The organism is Paraburkholderia aromaticivorans (assembly GCF_002278075.1).
GTDB classification, from domain to species: domain Bacteria; phylum Pseudomonadota; class Gammaproteobacteria; order Burkholderiales; family Burkholderiaceae; genus Paraburkholderia; species Paraburkholderia aromaticivorans.
Window position 1 is genome coordinate 983,437 of record NZ_CP022989.1, and the last position, 13,535, is coordinate 996,971.

9 protein-coding genes are annotated in these 13,535 nt (G+C 64.6%); 5 read left to right on the forward strand and 4 right to left on the reverse strand.

The window, feature by feature from the left end; translation table 11 throughout:
* Positions 1-16 precede the first annotated feature (16 nt).
* The 4 genes from CJU94_RS04415 to CJU94_RS04430 all read left to right on the forward strand — a co-directional run bounded on the left by CJU94_RS04415 (position 17) and on the right by CJU94_RS04430 (position 5,815).
* Positions 17-247 (forward strand): hypothetical protein, encoded by a 231-nt coding sequence (locus tag CJU94_RS04415; RefSeq protein WP_095417681.1) that lies wholly within the window; start codon positions 17-19, stop codon positions 245-247.
* Between the two features lie 84 nt (positions 248-331).
* Positions 332-577 carry a hypothetical protein gene (locus tag CJU94_RS04420; protein WP_095417682.1) on the forward strand — a complete coding sequence of 82 codons (246 nt, stop codon included), beginning with the start codon at positions 332-334 and terminating at the stop codon, positions 575-577.
* A 400-nt stretch (positions 578-977) separates the two neighbouring features.
* Positions 978-1,949 carry an ion channel gene (locus CJU94_RS04425; RefSeq protein ID WP_095417683.1) on the forward strand — a complete coding sequence of 324 codons (972 nt, stop codon included), beginning with the start codon at positions 978-980 and terminating at the stop codon, positions 1,947-1,949.
* A gap of 278 nt (positions 1,950-2,227) precedes the next feature.
* Positions 2,228-5,815, forward strand: coding sequence for an indolepyruvate ferredoxin oxidoreductase family protein (locus CJU94_RS04430; RefSeq protein ID WP_095417684.1), 3,588 nt, complete (start codon positions 2,228-2,230; stop codon positions 5,813-5,815).
* A 78-nt stretch (positions 5,816-5,893) separates the two neighbouring features.
* Here CJU94_RS04430 and CJU94_RS04435 read toward each other — a convergent pair whose 3' ends face one another.
* Both CJU94_RS04435 and CJU94_RS04440 read right to left on the reverse strand, forming a co-directional pair.
* Positions 5,894-6,610: a copper homeostasis protein CutC gene (locus CJU94_RS04435; RefSeq protein WP_095417685.1), complete on the reverse strand. Its 717-nt coding sequence runs from the start codon at positions 6,608-6,610 to the stop codon at positions 5,894-5,896.
* A 114-nt stretch (positions 6,611-6,724) separates the two neighbouring features.
* A complete protein-coding gene (locus CJU94_RS04440) occupies positions 6,725-8,002 on the reverse strand; it encodes a sensor domain-containing phosphodiesterase (RefSeq protein WP_095417686.1) in 1,278 nt (425 codons plus the stop codon).
* 375 nt (positions 8,003-8,377) lie between these two features.
* Between CJU94_RS04440 and CJU94_RS04450 the strand changes: the two genes are divergently transcribed.
* Complete coding sequence (locus CJU94_RS04450) at positions 8,378-10,033, forward strand: Na+/H+ antiporter (RefSeq protein ID WP_095417688.1); 1,656 nt, start codon at positions 8,378-8,380, stop codon at positions 10,031-10,033.
* 105 nt (positions 10,034-10,138) lie between these two features.
* Here CJU94_RS04450 and CJU94_RS04455 read toward each other — a convergent pair whose 3' ends face one another.
* Together CJU94_RS04455 and CJU94_RS04460 are read right to left on the reverse strand one after the other, a co-directional pair.
* Positions 10,139-11,446: a solute carrier family 23 protein gene (locus CJU94_RS04455; protein ID WP_095417689.1), complete on the reverse strand. Its 1,308-nt coding sequence runs from the start codon at positions 11,444-11,446 to the stop codon at positions 10,139-10,141.
* Positions 11,447-11,691: 245 nt separating this feature from the next.
* Positions 11,692-13,257, reverse strand: a complete 1,566-nt coding sequence (locus CJU94_RS04460) for a methyl-accepting chemotaxis protein (protein ID WP_095417690.1) — start codon at positions 13,255-13,257, stop codon at positions 11,692-11,694.
* Between the last annotated feature and the right edge of the window lie 278 nt (positions 13,258-13,535).

Below are 13,535 nucleotides of genomic sequence, written 5' to 3' on the forward strand. Positions count from 1 at the left end.
AAGACGGAGAGACGCCATGGACGACATCACCTACACCAAAGGCATCTACACAGCCACGGCCTCGACACGAGAAATAGAAAAAGACACGTGGCAGGGCGTGGTCACCCTCTCGCGCGACGAAGGCGACGCAACCGCCGATCAGGAAACCACGGTGTACGAAGTCGAAGCCACTTCGTCGACGCCGGAGGAAGCCCTCGAGGAAGCCAAGGCGCTCGCTCATCGCATCCTCGGGGAAATCGAACTCTAGGCAGACCGGCGCCGCGCCTTTCGCGTTTGAGCTTGCTTTCGCGTTCGCGTTGCGCCACGCTGGACCAACAGGCTGGAGGCGGCCATGGCTGAGCAGCTCTTCCTCTACGGCGTGTACTCGATTCACGTCCGCCCGCTCGAACTCAGCGCCGCGCGCTGGGATGCGGAATATGAAATCCGCCATCGCGAGAAAGCCGTCAAACCGTGGACGACGGTAGGCGGCGACAACGGCTACGGTGCCGTGACCGAAGCTGTCGCGGCGGCCCATCAGCAGGCGGTCGACGACATCGAACACGGTGCAGGCATTCCCAAGCCGCGCGCCTTTCCGTAAGCCCAAGGCGCGCAGGCCGTAGCGTGTGTGATTGCGTGTGTGATTGCGTGTGTGATTGCGTGTGTGAGTAATTGCGTGATTGCGTGATTGCGTGCGTGGGCGCGTGGTGATTGCATTAGCCCGCAGCGCGAAGCGTGACGACGCTGCGTCGGCATGCCCAAATGAGCGCATTTCATGGCGTACCGCGTCGCTGCCGGGCAGCGGCGCACGCAGTGTCCAACGTCGCAGACGCGCAGGACAGCACAGACAGCGCAAAGTGTCCGAACGTCGCACGCGCACGCCGCGGCACACGGCAGCACACGGCCGCGGCACGCATTCACCCGCCCACCCGCCGAAAACCACCTTCCGCGGACAAGGCGGCATGCTACGCTTTGGCCGTTTTCATTTCCACGATCCTGCAATGGCGACAGAACCGACAGACCGTCCTTCAGGCTTCGGCAGCGGCGAAGCACGCGCGCAGGCGCGCCGCGCGCGCGGCAGCCGCGAACTGCGTCTGGACGATCGCGTGGTCATTGCCCACGGCATGCCGACACCGCTCTGGCAGGATCTCTATCACCGCGCCCTGGCGGTTCGCTGGCCGACGTTTTTCGTCTCGCTCGCGGTGCTGTTCCTGCTGCTCAACACCACCTTCGCCGCACTCTACATGCTCGGCGACGCGCCGATCGCCAATCAGTTTCCAGCCGGTTTCGGCGGCGCATTTTTCTTCAGTGTCGAAACGCTCGCGACGGTCGGCTATGGCGACATGCATCCGCAAACCGTCTACGCGCACTGGATCGCCACACTGGAAATTTTCGTCGGCATGTCCAGCATCGCGTTGGCGACCGGGCTGATCTTCGCGCGCTTTTCGCGCCCGCACGCCAAGATCATGTTCGCCCGTTACGCGGTGATCCGGCCGCTCGACGGCCGCATGACACTGATGGTGCGCTCGGCCAACGCGCGTCAGAATGTGATCGCCGAGGCCCACGCAAGGCTGCGTATTCTGCGCCAGGAAACCACGGCCGAAGGTTATACGCTGCGCAAGCTCTATGACCTGACGCTGGTGCGCGATCAGCACCCCGTGTTCAAACTCGGCTGGACGGTCATGCACATCATCGACGAAAGCAGCCCGCTGTTCGGCGAAACCGCCGAAACGCTCAAGCACCGGGACACGTCGCTGATTCTCACGCTGGAGGGCGTGGACGAGTCGACCTCCCAAACCATGCAGGCGCGTCACATGTGGTCGTGCGACCAGATCTACTGGCACCACCGTTTCGTCGACATCATGAGCGAGGAGAGCGGCGTGAGCCATATCGACTACGCGTATTTCAACGAGATCGTGCCGCTCGACGAAGCGCCCGTCGTGGCCCCGAGAGCAACGGCTCCGGTCCGATAGACCGCTCGCAACGCACCAGGGCATACCCGAACGCCGCCCCGGCGTGGCAGATCTATCTCAAAACTCCGTTAAAACGCGTGGCTCTTCTCGCCTATTCGTGAGCTGCCCGCCAAAGTAGAAAAAATTCACTCTAATCGGCGCTAAAAAATAGAGTCTCTTTCGCTGCGCCATTTTCATGGTCCCCACCACCGGGCGCGGATGCGAATCCCAAAACCATGTTGCATGGGATCGGAGTGAGCGCCGCAGTGCCCACTCCGATCGACAACGGAGACTCACCCATGACCGCTCGCCTGCCCATCGACGGCACGCCCGCACTAGCCGATTACAAGCTGTCCGATAACCTCACCGCGACGCGCGGCCGGATCTTCCTGACCGGCACGCAGGCGCTGGTGCGCCTTTCGCTCATGCAGCGCGCCGCTGACAAGGCACGCGGCTTGAACACCGCCGGGTTCATCAGCGGCTATCGCGGCTCGCCGCTCGGCATGGTCGACCAGCAGTTGTGGAAAGCGAAAAAACTGCTCACGGCGAGTGATATCCGCTTCTTGCCCGCCATCAACGAGGAGCTCGGCGGCACCGCCGTGCTAGGCACGCAGCGGGTGGAATCCGACCCGGAGCGCACCGTCGAAGGCGTGTTCGCGATGTGGTACGGCAAGGGCCCGGGCGTGGACCGTGCCGGCGACGCACTCAAGCACGGCAACGCCTACGGCTCGTCGCCGCACGGCGGCGTGCTGGTGGTGGCAGGCGACGACCACGGCTGCGTATCGTCGTCGATGCCGCATCAGAGCGACTTCGCGATGATGGCCTGGCATATGCCAGTCGTGAATCCGTCGAACATCGCGGACATGCTCGAGTTCGGCTTGTACGGCTGGGCGCTGTCGCGCTTCTCGGGCGCGTGGGTCGGCTACAAGGCCATCTCCGAAACGGTCGAATCGGGCTCGACGGTCGATCTCGACGTGCTGCGCACCGACTGGGCCACGCCGCAGGATTTCGAAGCGCCGGCAGGCGGCCTGCACAATCGCTGGCCCGATCTGCCGAGCCTGACGATCGAATCGCGGATGCATGCGAAGCTCGACGCGGTGCGCCACTTCGCGCGCGTGAACAGCATCGACAAATGGATCGCGCCGAGCCCGCATGCGAACGTGGGGATCGTGACGTGCGGCAAGGCGCATCTGGACCTCATGGAAACGCTGCGCCGCCTCGATCTGACGGTCGCCGATCTGGAAGCGGCCGGCGTGCGGATCTATAAGGTCGGACTGTCGTTTCCGCTCGAGATGACGCGTATCGACGCATTCGTGTCCGGCTTGTCCGAAGTGCTGGTGATCGAGGAGAAAGGCCCGGTCATCGAACAGCAGATCAAGGACTATCTGTACAACCGCACGCAGGGCACGCGGCCGATCGTGGTCGGCAAGCACGCCGAGGACGGCACGCTGCTGCTGTCGTCGCTCGGGGAACTGCGGCCGTCGCGCATTCTGCCGGTGTTTGCCAACTGGCTCGCGAGGCACAAGCCCGCGCTCGATCGCCGCGAACGCGTGGTCGATCTGGTCGCGCCGCAGATCCTCTCGAACGCGGCGGACGGCGTGAAGCGCACGCCGTACTTCTGCTCGGGTTGTCCGCACAACACGTCGACCAAAGTGCCGGAAGGGTCGATCGCGCAGGCGGGCATCGGTTGTCACTTCATGGCGTCGTGGATGGAGCGCGACACGACCGGTCTCATCCAGATGGGTGGCGAAGGCGTGGACTGGGCCTCGCATTCCATGTTCACGAAAACGCGCCACGTATTCCAGAATCTCGGCGACGGCACGTACTTCCACTCCGGCATTCTGGCGATCCGTCAGGCCGTGGCCGCGAAAACCACCATCACCTACAAGATTCTCTATAACGACGCCGTCGCGATGACGGGCGGCCAGCCGGTGGACGGCAGCATCTCGGTGCCGCAGATCGCGCGTCAGGTGGAAGCCGAAGGCGTGTCGCGCTTCGTCGTGGTCAGCGACGAGCCGGAGAAATACGACGGCCATCACGACCTTTTCCCGAAGGGCACCACGTTTCACCATCGCAGCGAGATGGACACCGTGCAGCGCCAATTGCGCGACACGGACGGCGTGACCGTGCTGATCTACGACCAGACCTGCGCGGCGGAAAAACGCCGGCGCCGGAAGAAAGGCGAATTTCCCGATCCGGACAAGCGTCTGTTCATCAACGAGGAAGTCTGCGAAGGCTGCGGCGATTGCGGTGTGCAGTCGAATTGCCTTTCGGTGGAACCGCTTGAAACCGCACTGGGCCGCAAGCGCCGCATCGATCAATCGTCGTGCAACAAAGACTATTCGTGCGTGAACGGCTTCTGCCCGAGCTTCGTCACGGTGGAAGGCGGCAAGCTGAAGAAGGCCGCGGGCGCCGCATTCGATCCGGCGGCACTCGCTGCGCGCGTCGATGCATTGCCGGTTCCCGCCACGCATCTCGATGCCGCACCGTACGACATTCTGGTGACGGGCGTCGGCGGCACGGGCGTCGTGACGGTCGGCGCATTGATCAGCATGGCGGCGCATCTGGAAGGCAAGAGCGCGTCGGTGCTCGACTTCATGGGCTTCGCGCAAAAGGGCGGCTCGGTGCTGTCGTTCGTGCGTTTCGCCGCGCGTGACGAATGGCTCAATCAGGTGCGTATCGACACGCAGCAGGCCGACGTGCTGCTCGCCTGCGATATGGTGGTCGGCGCGAGCGCCGATGCGCTGCAAACGGTGCGTCATGGCCGCACGCGCATTGTCGTAAACACGCACGCGATTCCGAACGCGACGTTCGTGCAGAACCCGGACGCGACCCTGCACGCCGACGCGCTGATCGACAAGATGCGTCACGCGGCCGGCGCGGAGCGCATGTCGACGTGCGACGCGCAGGCACTCGCCACACGCTTTCTCGGCGACACCATCGGCGCGAACATTCTGATGCTCGGTTATGCCTGGCAACTCGGTCTGGTGCCGGTCTCGTTCGGTGCGATGATGCGCGCGATCGAATTGAACAACGTGGCGGTGCCGATGAACCAGCTCGCGTTTTCGATCGGCCGCCTCGCGGCCGAAGATCCGGCCGCGCTCGAATCGCTGTGGCAGGCACGGCATCTGGCGAAGCAGGCGGTGCGCGTCGATACGCTCGACGAACTGATCGCCCATCGCGAAGGCCGGCTCGAGATTTACGGCGGCGCCAGCTATGTGAAGCGCTATCGCGCGTTGGTCGATGCGGCACGCCGCGCGGAAACCGCCGTGGACGCGCCGAGCGAGCGCGTGACGCGCGCGGTGGCGAGCACGTTCTATCGTCTGCTCGCGGTCAAGGACGAATACGAAGTGGCGCGCCTGCATACGGATGCCGCGTTCCGTGAAGCGCTGGAAGCGCAATTCGAAGGGGTGGCCGGCAAGGACTTCGGCATCAAGTTCAATCTCGCGCCGCCGACGCTCACGCGCCCGGAACCCGGCAAGAATCCGGCCAAGAAAACTTTCGGTCAATGGATGTGGCCGGTGCTCGGCGCGCTGGCGAAAGTCCGCGGTCTGCGCGGCACGATGCTCGACCCGTTCGGCCGCACGCTGGAGCGCAAGATGGAGCGCGAACTCGCCGGCGACTACGAAACCACCTTGCAACGTGCGCTGGCAAAGCTCCATACCGGCAACCTGGAAGACGTGGCGAAGCTGGCCGATCTGCACGCACGCGTGCGCGGTTATGGCCACGTGAAGCTCGCGAATCTGGCGGGTGTGAAGCGTGGCGAGCGCGATCTGGCCGCACGCTTGCAGATCGAAGCGGCGACGGGTGAGTCGGTGCGCAAATCGCTCGACGAGGTGAAGGGCGCGGGGCAGCTGCGCGGCATTCCGGTGGTCGTGGCGAAGTAGATTGTTCGCACGCGGACAGGCGTAAATCGATGCCGCTTCGGGAGCGTTCTCGAAGCGGCATTTTCTTTGCCCGACGACTTATCTGCGCGATGCGGCGCTCACGTGCGCATCCAGCAGCGCTCTGACCTTCGCGACTCGGGACGCGTCGACCGGCGCGAGACCCTTGCCGTCCACACGAACGCCCGAGCCGAAATGCACCGCCTCGACTTGCGTGCTGCTCACGAAACCGGCGATGGCGTCGACCGTCAAACCCGCGCCGGCCAGCACCGTCAAATGCGAACCGGCCGCTTGCCGCACCAGCTCGCGGATCGTGGCTTGCGCCTGCAGCACCGAAGGTTGTCCGCCCGAGGTCAACACATTCGTCACGGCGTGAAAGCCAAGCAGCACGTCGAGCGATTCGCCCAAATCACGCGCTTCGTCGAATGCGCGATGGAAGGTGATCGCCAGTCCGTCGGCCGCGTCGATCGCACGTGCGAGACCTTCGCGGTCGATCTCGCCCGCGGCGTCGAGCATGCCGATCACGATACCGTTCGCGCCTGCTGTCTTGAGCGCCCGCACGTCGCGCAGCATCACCGCGTAGTCGTCGGCGTCGTACACGAACGAGCGGCTATGCGGCCGCACGATCACGTTGACGGGAATGCCGACCGCCGCCACCACCGCTTCGATCAAGCCAAGGCTTGGCGTCAGGCCGCCCTCGCCCATCGCGGTGACAAGTTCGAGACGGTCGGCGCCCGCTTGCGCGGCGAGGCGCGCATCGGCAACGGTCGTGGCAATGACTTCTAGAAGGACGGACATAAGCACGGCTGGGAGTCGTTGAAGACGACATGATCTCCCAGAAACATGCCGGGCCATCCCAAAGTAGTTTTATCCCCCTTGGCGGACTGGCGCAAAGCGCCAGTCCGGGGGCATTCAAAAGCGCTCTTCGTCCACCCAGTCGATATCGCCGCACAGCACACAGGTCTGCTCGCCGACGCGCGTTGCCACCGACAGCGTGACGCACGGCAACGCCTCGTTGATCGACAGATAGGGACGCGTCACATGCACGCGCTCCGGCGCATTGATCGCATCGCGGAAATACGGGCGACGCAGCCAGTTCGCCCCTTGCGCGTCGGCCAGCGGCAGAAAGCGCGTTTCGTGCGCCGCGCGATCGGCGCGCAGCACGACGTTGCGCCCCGCCTGCTTGCCCTTCGCATCGAGCAGGAAGCAGCGCGCGGCATGGTCGAGGGCGAGAAAATTCCAGCACACTTCCTCGAGCGGTTCGCCGGCCGCGAGGCGCTCCGCCGCCCGCTCGAAAGCCCGCAAGTACGGCGCGAGGCGGCTCGCATTGCGGCGCTCGCGCGCTTCGACCTGGTCACGATAACGCTCGGTGAGTTCGCTGATGCACGTCGCCGCGTGCAACGCGTCGGCCGCGCCCGGATTCGGACGGCCAAAGAAGAAGCCTTGCACGAAGTCCGCGTTGCAGGCGAGCGCCATCTGCGCTTCATGCTCCGTTTCCACGCCTTCGATCAGCACCAGCTTGCCCGCTTCGTGCAGCAGCGCAACGAGGCCCGGCAGGATCGTCGCCATGTCGGCGCGATGCGCGGCGTGCGACAGCATCACGCGATCGAGCTTCACGATGTCCGGATTCAATTGCCAGATCCGCTCGACATTCGAGTGGCCCGCGCCGAAGTCGTCGAGCGCGATCAGGAACCCGCGCTCGCGGAACTGGCGCACCGCGTCGGCGAGACGCTCCAGATCTTCCGCGCGATGTTCGAGCACCTCGAGCACGATGCGCCGCGGCGGCAGATCGAGCCGCTTCAGGGTGGCCAGCAAGGCGGCGGCGAGATACGGATCGGTGAGCGCGCCGGGATGCACGTTCAGGAACAGCCATTCCCGCTCGGCGCCGAGCACCTTGAAATTTTCCAGATGCAGCGTCTGGGCCAGCCGGTCCACCTGCAGTACGTCGCCGACGCGCGCGGCCTCGCCGAAAACATCGAGCGGGGACACGGGCCGGTCGAGCGCGTCATGCGCCCGCAGCAGCCCTTCGTAACCGACCGCCCGCATATGAGACAGGCTGAAAATCGGCTGAAACACGCTGCTTAGCGTGAGCTCGCCATGCTGCACCGTAAAACGTTCGAGCCCCGACGTCATCTCGACCTCGAAGCCATGCGGCGCGCTGGCCGTCCTTTCCTGTTGCGCAATCGTCATGCAGTCCTCTCACGCGAGACCCGGCCCGGTCCGAACGCGGAGGCGAACAACCTCGGCGCCGTTTCTCAAATGTGCTTTATCGATATACCTTAAGCAAGCTCCATGCGCACGCTGACACACATTCCAATGAAATTTATCCGAAAGATTGCGCCCGCCGAGGGGAGCATGCGCCGCCTGTGGGCGTGGCTTGCACCGTCAAGGTGCATCGCCTCGTCTAGGCGGTCATGCGCGTCGCGTCTGGCCGCGCTCATGCCGGCCTGCCACTGGCGTAACACGTCATCGGGCTAAACTTCTGCCTTACGCTTCGTCAGCGTCGCGCGGCCGCATCGCCGAAGCTCACCGAAGCCACGCCGTTATATCCCCAGAAATAGACCGATGGACATTGTCTTTACCGTACTGATTCTTTTGCTCGCCGTCGCCGCGTCCGGCGTCGTGATCCGTCTCCTGCCAATCGTCTTGCCGCTGCCGCTCGTGCAAATCACGATCGGCGCGTTCCTCGCATGGCCGAGGCTCGGGCTGCACGTCACCTTCGACCCGGACATTTTCATGATGCTGTTCATTCCGCCTTTGCTGTTCGCGGACGGATGGCGCATCCCCAAGCGCGAATTCTTCATGGCGCGCCGCTCGATCCTGATGCTCGCGCTCGGCCTCGTTTTCATGACGGTAGTGGTGGTTGGCTACTTCGTGCATGCGCTGGTGCCGTCGATCTCGCTGCCGGTTGCGTTCGCGCTCGCCGCGGTGTTGTCCCCGACCGATGCGGTGGCGCTGTCCGGCATCGTCGGCAAGGGCAAGATCCCCGGGCGGCTCATGCACATCCTGGAAGGCGAGGCGCTGATGAACGACGCCTCCGGACTGGTCGCGCTGAAATTCGCCATTGCCGCGGCGCTGACGGGCGTGTTTTCGCTGCGCGATGCGTCGATCAGTTTCGTGATCATCGCCGTGGGCGGTGTCGTGACCGGCGCGGCCGTGAGCTGGCTGTTCAGCTTCGTGTCGGCGCGCTTCCTGAATCTCACGGAAGAAGGCGATCCGGCGCCCGGCGTCGTGATGACGCTGCTGATTCCGTTCGCCGCATATCTGATCGCGGAGCGCTTCGAGTTGTCGGGCATCCTCGCCGCGGTCGCCGCCGGCATGATGATGAACTACGCGACGATCGCGAACGCCGGGTCGGTGTCATCGCGAGTGCGCGCCAACAGCACGTGGACGATGATCGAGTTCGTCTTCAACGGCATGGTGTTCATTCTGCTGGGGCTGCAGTTTCCCCACATTCTCGGCCGGGCATTGCTCGACGCGCACGAGACCAGCAATACGCAGGTCTGGCTGCTGATCGGCTATATCGCCGCAGTGGCGGTGGCGCTCTATACGATGCGCTTCATATGGGTCTGGCTGCTGCGCTGGTTCGCGAGCCGCGGCGCCGCGAAGCACGGCGTGTCGAATGCGGTACCCGGCTTGCGCATGGTCGCGATCACGACGGTGGCCGGGGTGCGCGGCGCCGTGACGCTCGCGGGCGTGCTGTCGTTGCCGGAGCTGTTGCCGGGCGGCATCCCATTGCCGGGCCGCGATCTGGCGATCTTCATCGCGTCCGGCGTGATTCTGCTCTCGCTGCTGGTGGCGGTCGTGGCGCTGCCGCTGTTGCTGAACGGCTGGCGCCGTGGCAAGGATCCGCACGCCGCCGAGGAATTGCTCGCGCGCACGATGGCCGCGCAAGCCGCGATTCGCGCGGTCGACGAGGTGCACGACACCGAGTGCGCGGATCTGGACGAGTCGGCCTCGGCGTATGCGGCGGATGTCACCGCGCGGGTGATGGATCTCTACCGGCGCCGCCTCGCCACGCTCGATGAAGAGCAGGAACCCCGCGAGCTGGCGCGCCGCGCCGATGCGCTGGAGTTCAGGATGAAGCTCGCGGCCATGAGAGCCGAGCGCAAGACGCTGCTGGCGCTGCGCAGCAGTCAGGAGATCAACGACGAGACGTTGAACAAGCTCATGCGCGAAGTGGATCTGTCCGAGACTGCGCTGACGGCGCGAAGGCGATGATGCGTAGCGTGGCTGCGGGACCGCCGGTCAGAGCTTGCTTCGAATAAGACATCTCGGAAGAAGTAGCCCTGCCGGCGGCGAAACGATGGATACGAAAAAGGAAGATCAGGCTACCTGACCTTGCACCGGCTTTCTTCTCAGGAGCGCATAGAGAATGATCGCGCCAAAGGTCGCGGTGCCGATGCCACCCAGACCAAAGCCGCCGAGCTTCAACGAGAAATCGCCGGCGCCGAGCACGAGCGTGACCGCGGCCACGATCAGATTGCGGTTGTCGGAGAAGTCCACCTTGTTGACGACCCAGATGCGCGCGCCGGTCACGGCGATCAGCCCGAATACGACAATCGACACGCCGCCCAGCACCGGCCCCGGAATGGTCTGGATCACCGCGCCGAACTTCGGCGAAAAGCCCAGCACCAAGGCGATCACCGCGGCGATCACGAAAACCAGCGTCGAATAAATCTTGGTGACGGCCATCACGCCGATGTTCTCGGCATACGTCGTGACACCGGTGCCGCCGGCAAAGCCGGACACGATCGTCGCGAGTCCATCGCCGAGAAATGCGCGGCCCACGTAGCGGTCCAGATTCTGGCCCGTCATCGCGCTCACCGCCTTGATATGGCCGAGGTTCTCCGCCACCAGAATCACCGCGATCGGCGCGAGCAGGGTCATGGCCTGCATGTTGAAAACCGGCGCCGTGAAGTGCGGCATGCCGAACCACGCCGCGTTCGCGACAATGGAGAAATCGATCGGCTTGCCCATGCCGAGGCCGTTCGTGACGATCGCGTAGATCCCATACGCCATCAGCAGGCCGACCAGAATCAGCAGACGCTGCAGCATGCCGCGCCCGAACACCGCGACCGCGCCGACGCACAGCACGGTGACCAGCGCCATCCACGAATCGAAGTTGCTGCCGCTCACGCCATGCACCGCGATCGGCGCCAGATTCAAACCAATCACACAGACGATCGCACCCGTCACGACCGGCGGCATCAGCGTCTCGATCCATCGAGTGCCGACCGCCGACACGATCAGGCCGATCACCGCATACACCACGCCGCACGCGATGATCCCGCCGAGCGCCACCGGAATGTTCAGGTTCGGCCCGTGGCCGCCGTATCCCGTTACCGCGATCACGAGACCGATGAACGCGAAGCTCGAGCCGAGATAGCTCGGCACACGCCCGCCCACCAGCACGAAAAACAGCAGCGTGCCGATGCCCGACATGAAGATGCACAGGTTCGGATCGAAGCCCATCAGCAACGGCGCGAGCACGGTCGAGCCGAACATCGCGACGACGTGTTGCACGCCCATGGCGAACATCTGCGGCCATGCGAGCCGCTCGTCAGTGCCGACAATGCGGCCCTCGGCAGGCGCGGGCTGGGTGCGCCAGCGGGGGAAGTAGGAATCGGCCATGGCGGGGGTTCTCCTCTGTTCGGCGCTATTTATGGTGGACGGCGCCGGAACAAGGCGCCGCCCAGGAAGTACGCGCGAGTGTACGGAGTGCCATTGGGCCTGGCAAGCTCGGGGAAATGCGCGGCGCGGGCAAGCGGCGAATACCGCGGCACGCGGTGCGAGCAGGCCGCGCCGCCGGCGATGGCGCCCCTCGCTCAGTGAGGACCCAGGCGCGCTCTGCCGTGCCCATGAAGATCCTGGCGGGCTTAGCCGTGCCGCGCCTCCAGCGAAAACACCGTGACGGCCGCCTGCAACTGCCTCGCCTGATCCGCCATCGACGCCGCGGCAGCCGCCGCCTGCTCCACCAGCGCCGCGTTCTGCTGCGTCACGTCGTCCATCTGCGCGACCGCGCGGTTGACTTCTTCAATGCCGGTGCTCTGCTCCTGCGACGCCGACGAAATCTCGCCCATGATGTCGGTCACCCGTTTGACCGCGTGCGTGACTTCAGCCATTGTCTGCCCGGCCCGCTCGGCCAGTTCGGCGCAGCTGCCCACGCGCGTCGTCGAGCTTTCGATCAGTTCCTTGATCTCCCTCGCCGACACCGCGCTGCGCTGCGCGAGCGAGCGCACTTCGCCCGCCACGACCGCGAAGCCGCGCCCTTGTTCGCCGGCGCGCGCCGCTTCCACTGCCGCGTTCAGCGCGAGGATGTTGGTCTGGAACGCGATTCCTTCGATCACCGCGATGATGTCCGTCATGCGCTTCGAACCGGCCGCGAGTTCGCGCATCGTTTCGACCACGTCGCCGACGAGTTGGCTGCCGCGCGCCGCCACTTCCGACGCGCCGCGCGCCACGCCGCCCGCCTGCTGCGCGTTCTCGGCGTTCATCTTCACCGTCGAGGTCAGCTCCTGCATGCTCGACGCGGTTTCCTGCAGCGCGGCGGCCTGCTCTTCGGTGCGTTGCGACAGATCGGTATTGCCTTGCGCGATTTCGCCCGACGCCATCAGGATCGACTCGCTCGATTCGCTGATGCCCGACACAATGCCGGCCAGCCGCTCACGCATATTGCGCAACGCGAACAGCAAACTGTGGGTGTCGCCGGCGCGGGTTTCGACGCGCACGCTCAGGTCGCCGGCCGCGATGCGGTTGGCGATCTGCATCGCGTAATCGGGTTCACCGCCCAGTTGCCCGGACAGACGGCGCGCAATCACCATGGCGAGCAGCATGCCCGCGACGATCGCGCCCAGCGCCAGCGCGCTCATCACGATGCGCATATGCCGATAACCGGCGGACGCTTGCTGCTGCGCTTCGTTGGCCTGTTCGCGGCGATAGTCGATCAGCGCCGTGATGCGATCGCGCAGCGCCTCACTCGACGCAATCGCGCGGCGCACGAGTTCGTTGTTGTCGACGCCGGCCGGAATCGGTTCGAGACCGATCTGCTGATGCACGATGCCTTCCCACACCGCCGACTTGCGCAGCACGTCGTCGAACATCTGCTGGCCCTTGCTCGTCTCGATGGTCGCGCGATACTGGTCGTAGGCGCCGCGCATCTCCTTGAGCGAGCCGACAATGCTGTCCTTCAGCTTTTGACGGCCGGCGTCGTCGGCGGCGTAGCCGAGGTTCGCGGCGGCCAGATCCGAATCGATCTTATGGCGGTTCGCCTCCTCCATCCAGTAGAGGCCGTTCATGTGCCTATTGCAGATGGTGTCCGTAATGTCGTGCATCGACGACAGCGTACTCAGCGAAGTCACGCCGATCACGACGCAAAACCCGATCACAACGGAAAACGCCAGCAGCAGTTTCCTGAACACAGGCATACGGTCGAACCACTTCATTTCACCATCCTTCACGAGTCACGTCGGGACGCTCGCGCCGCCACGCCATCGCGAAACATTTCGCGATTTTTCGGTTGCGCGGCGACCCACCCACCTCATTTACGGCGGCGGGCGCAGCGACTTGATGCGAGAAATGCCAGGCATAACCGGGACAGGATGTTGTAAACCATGCTTCGCGCAAGGAGGGCCGATCGCGGAAGGCCGCGCGAGCGGCAAGTCGGTGCAACGATTATTGGGATTCGTCTGATATGTGGGGCGGACGCGAACGCTTAGACTGA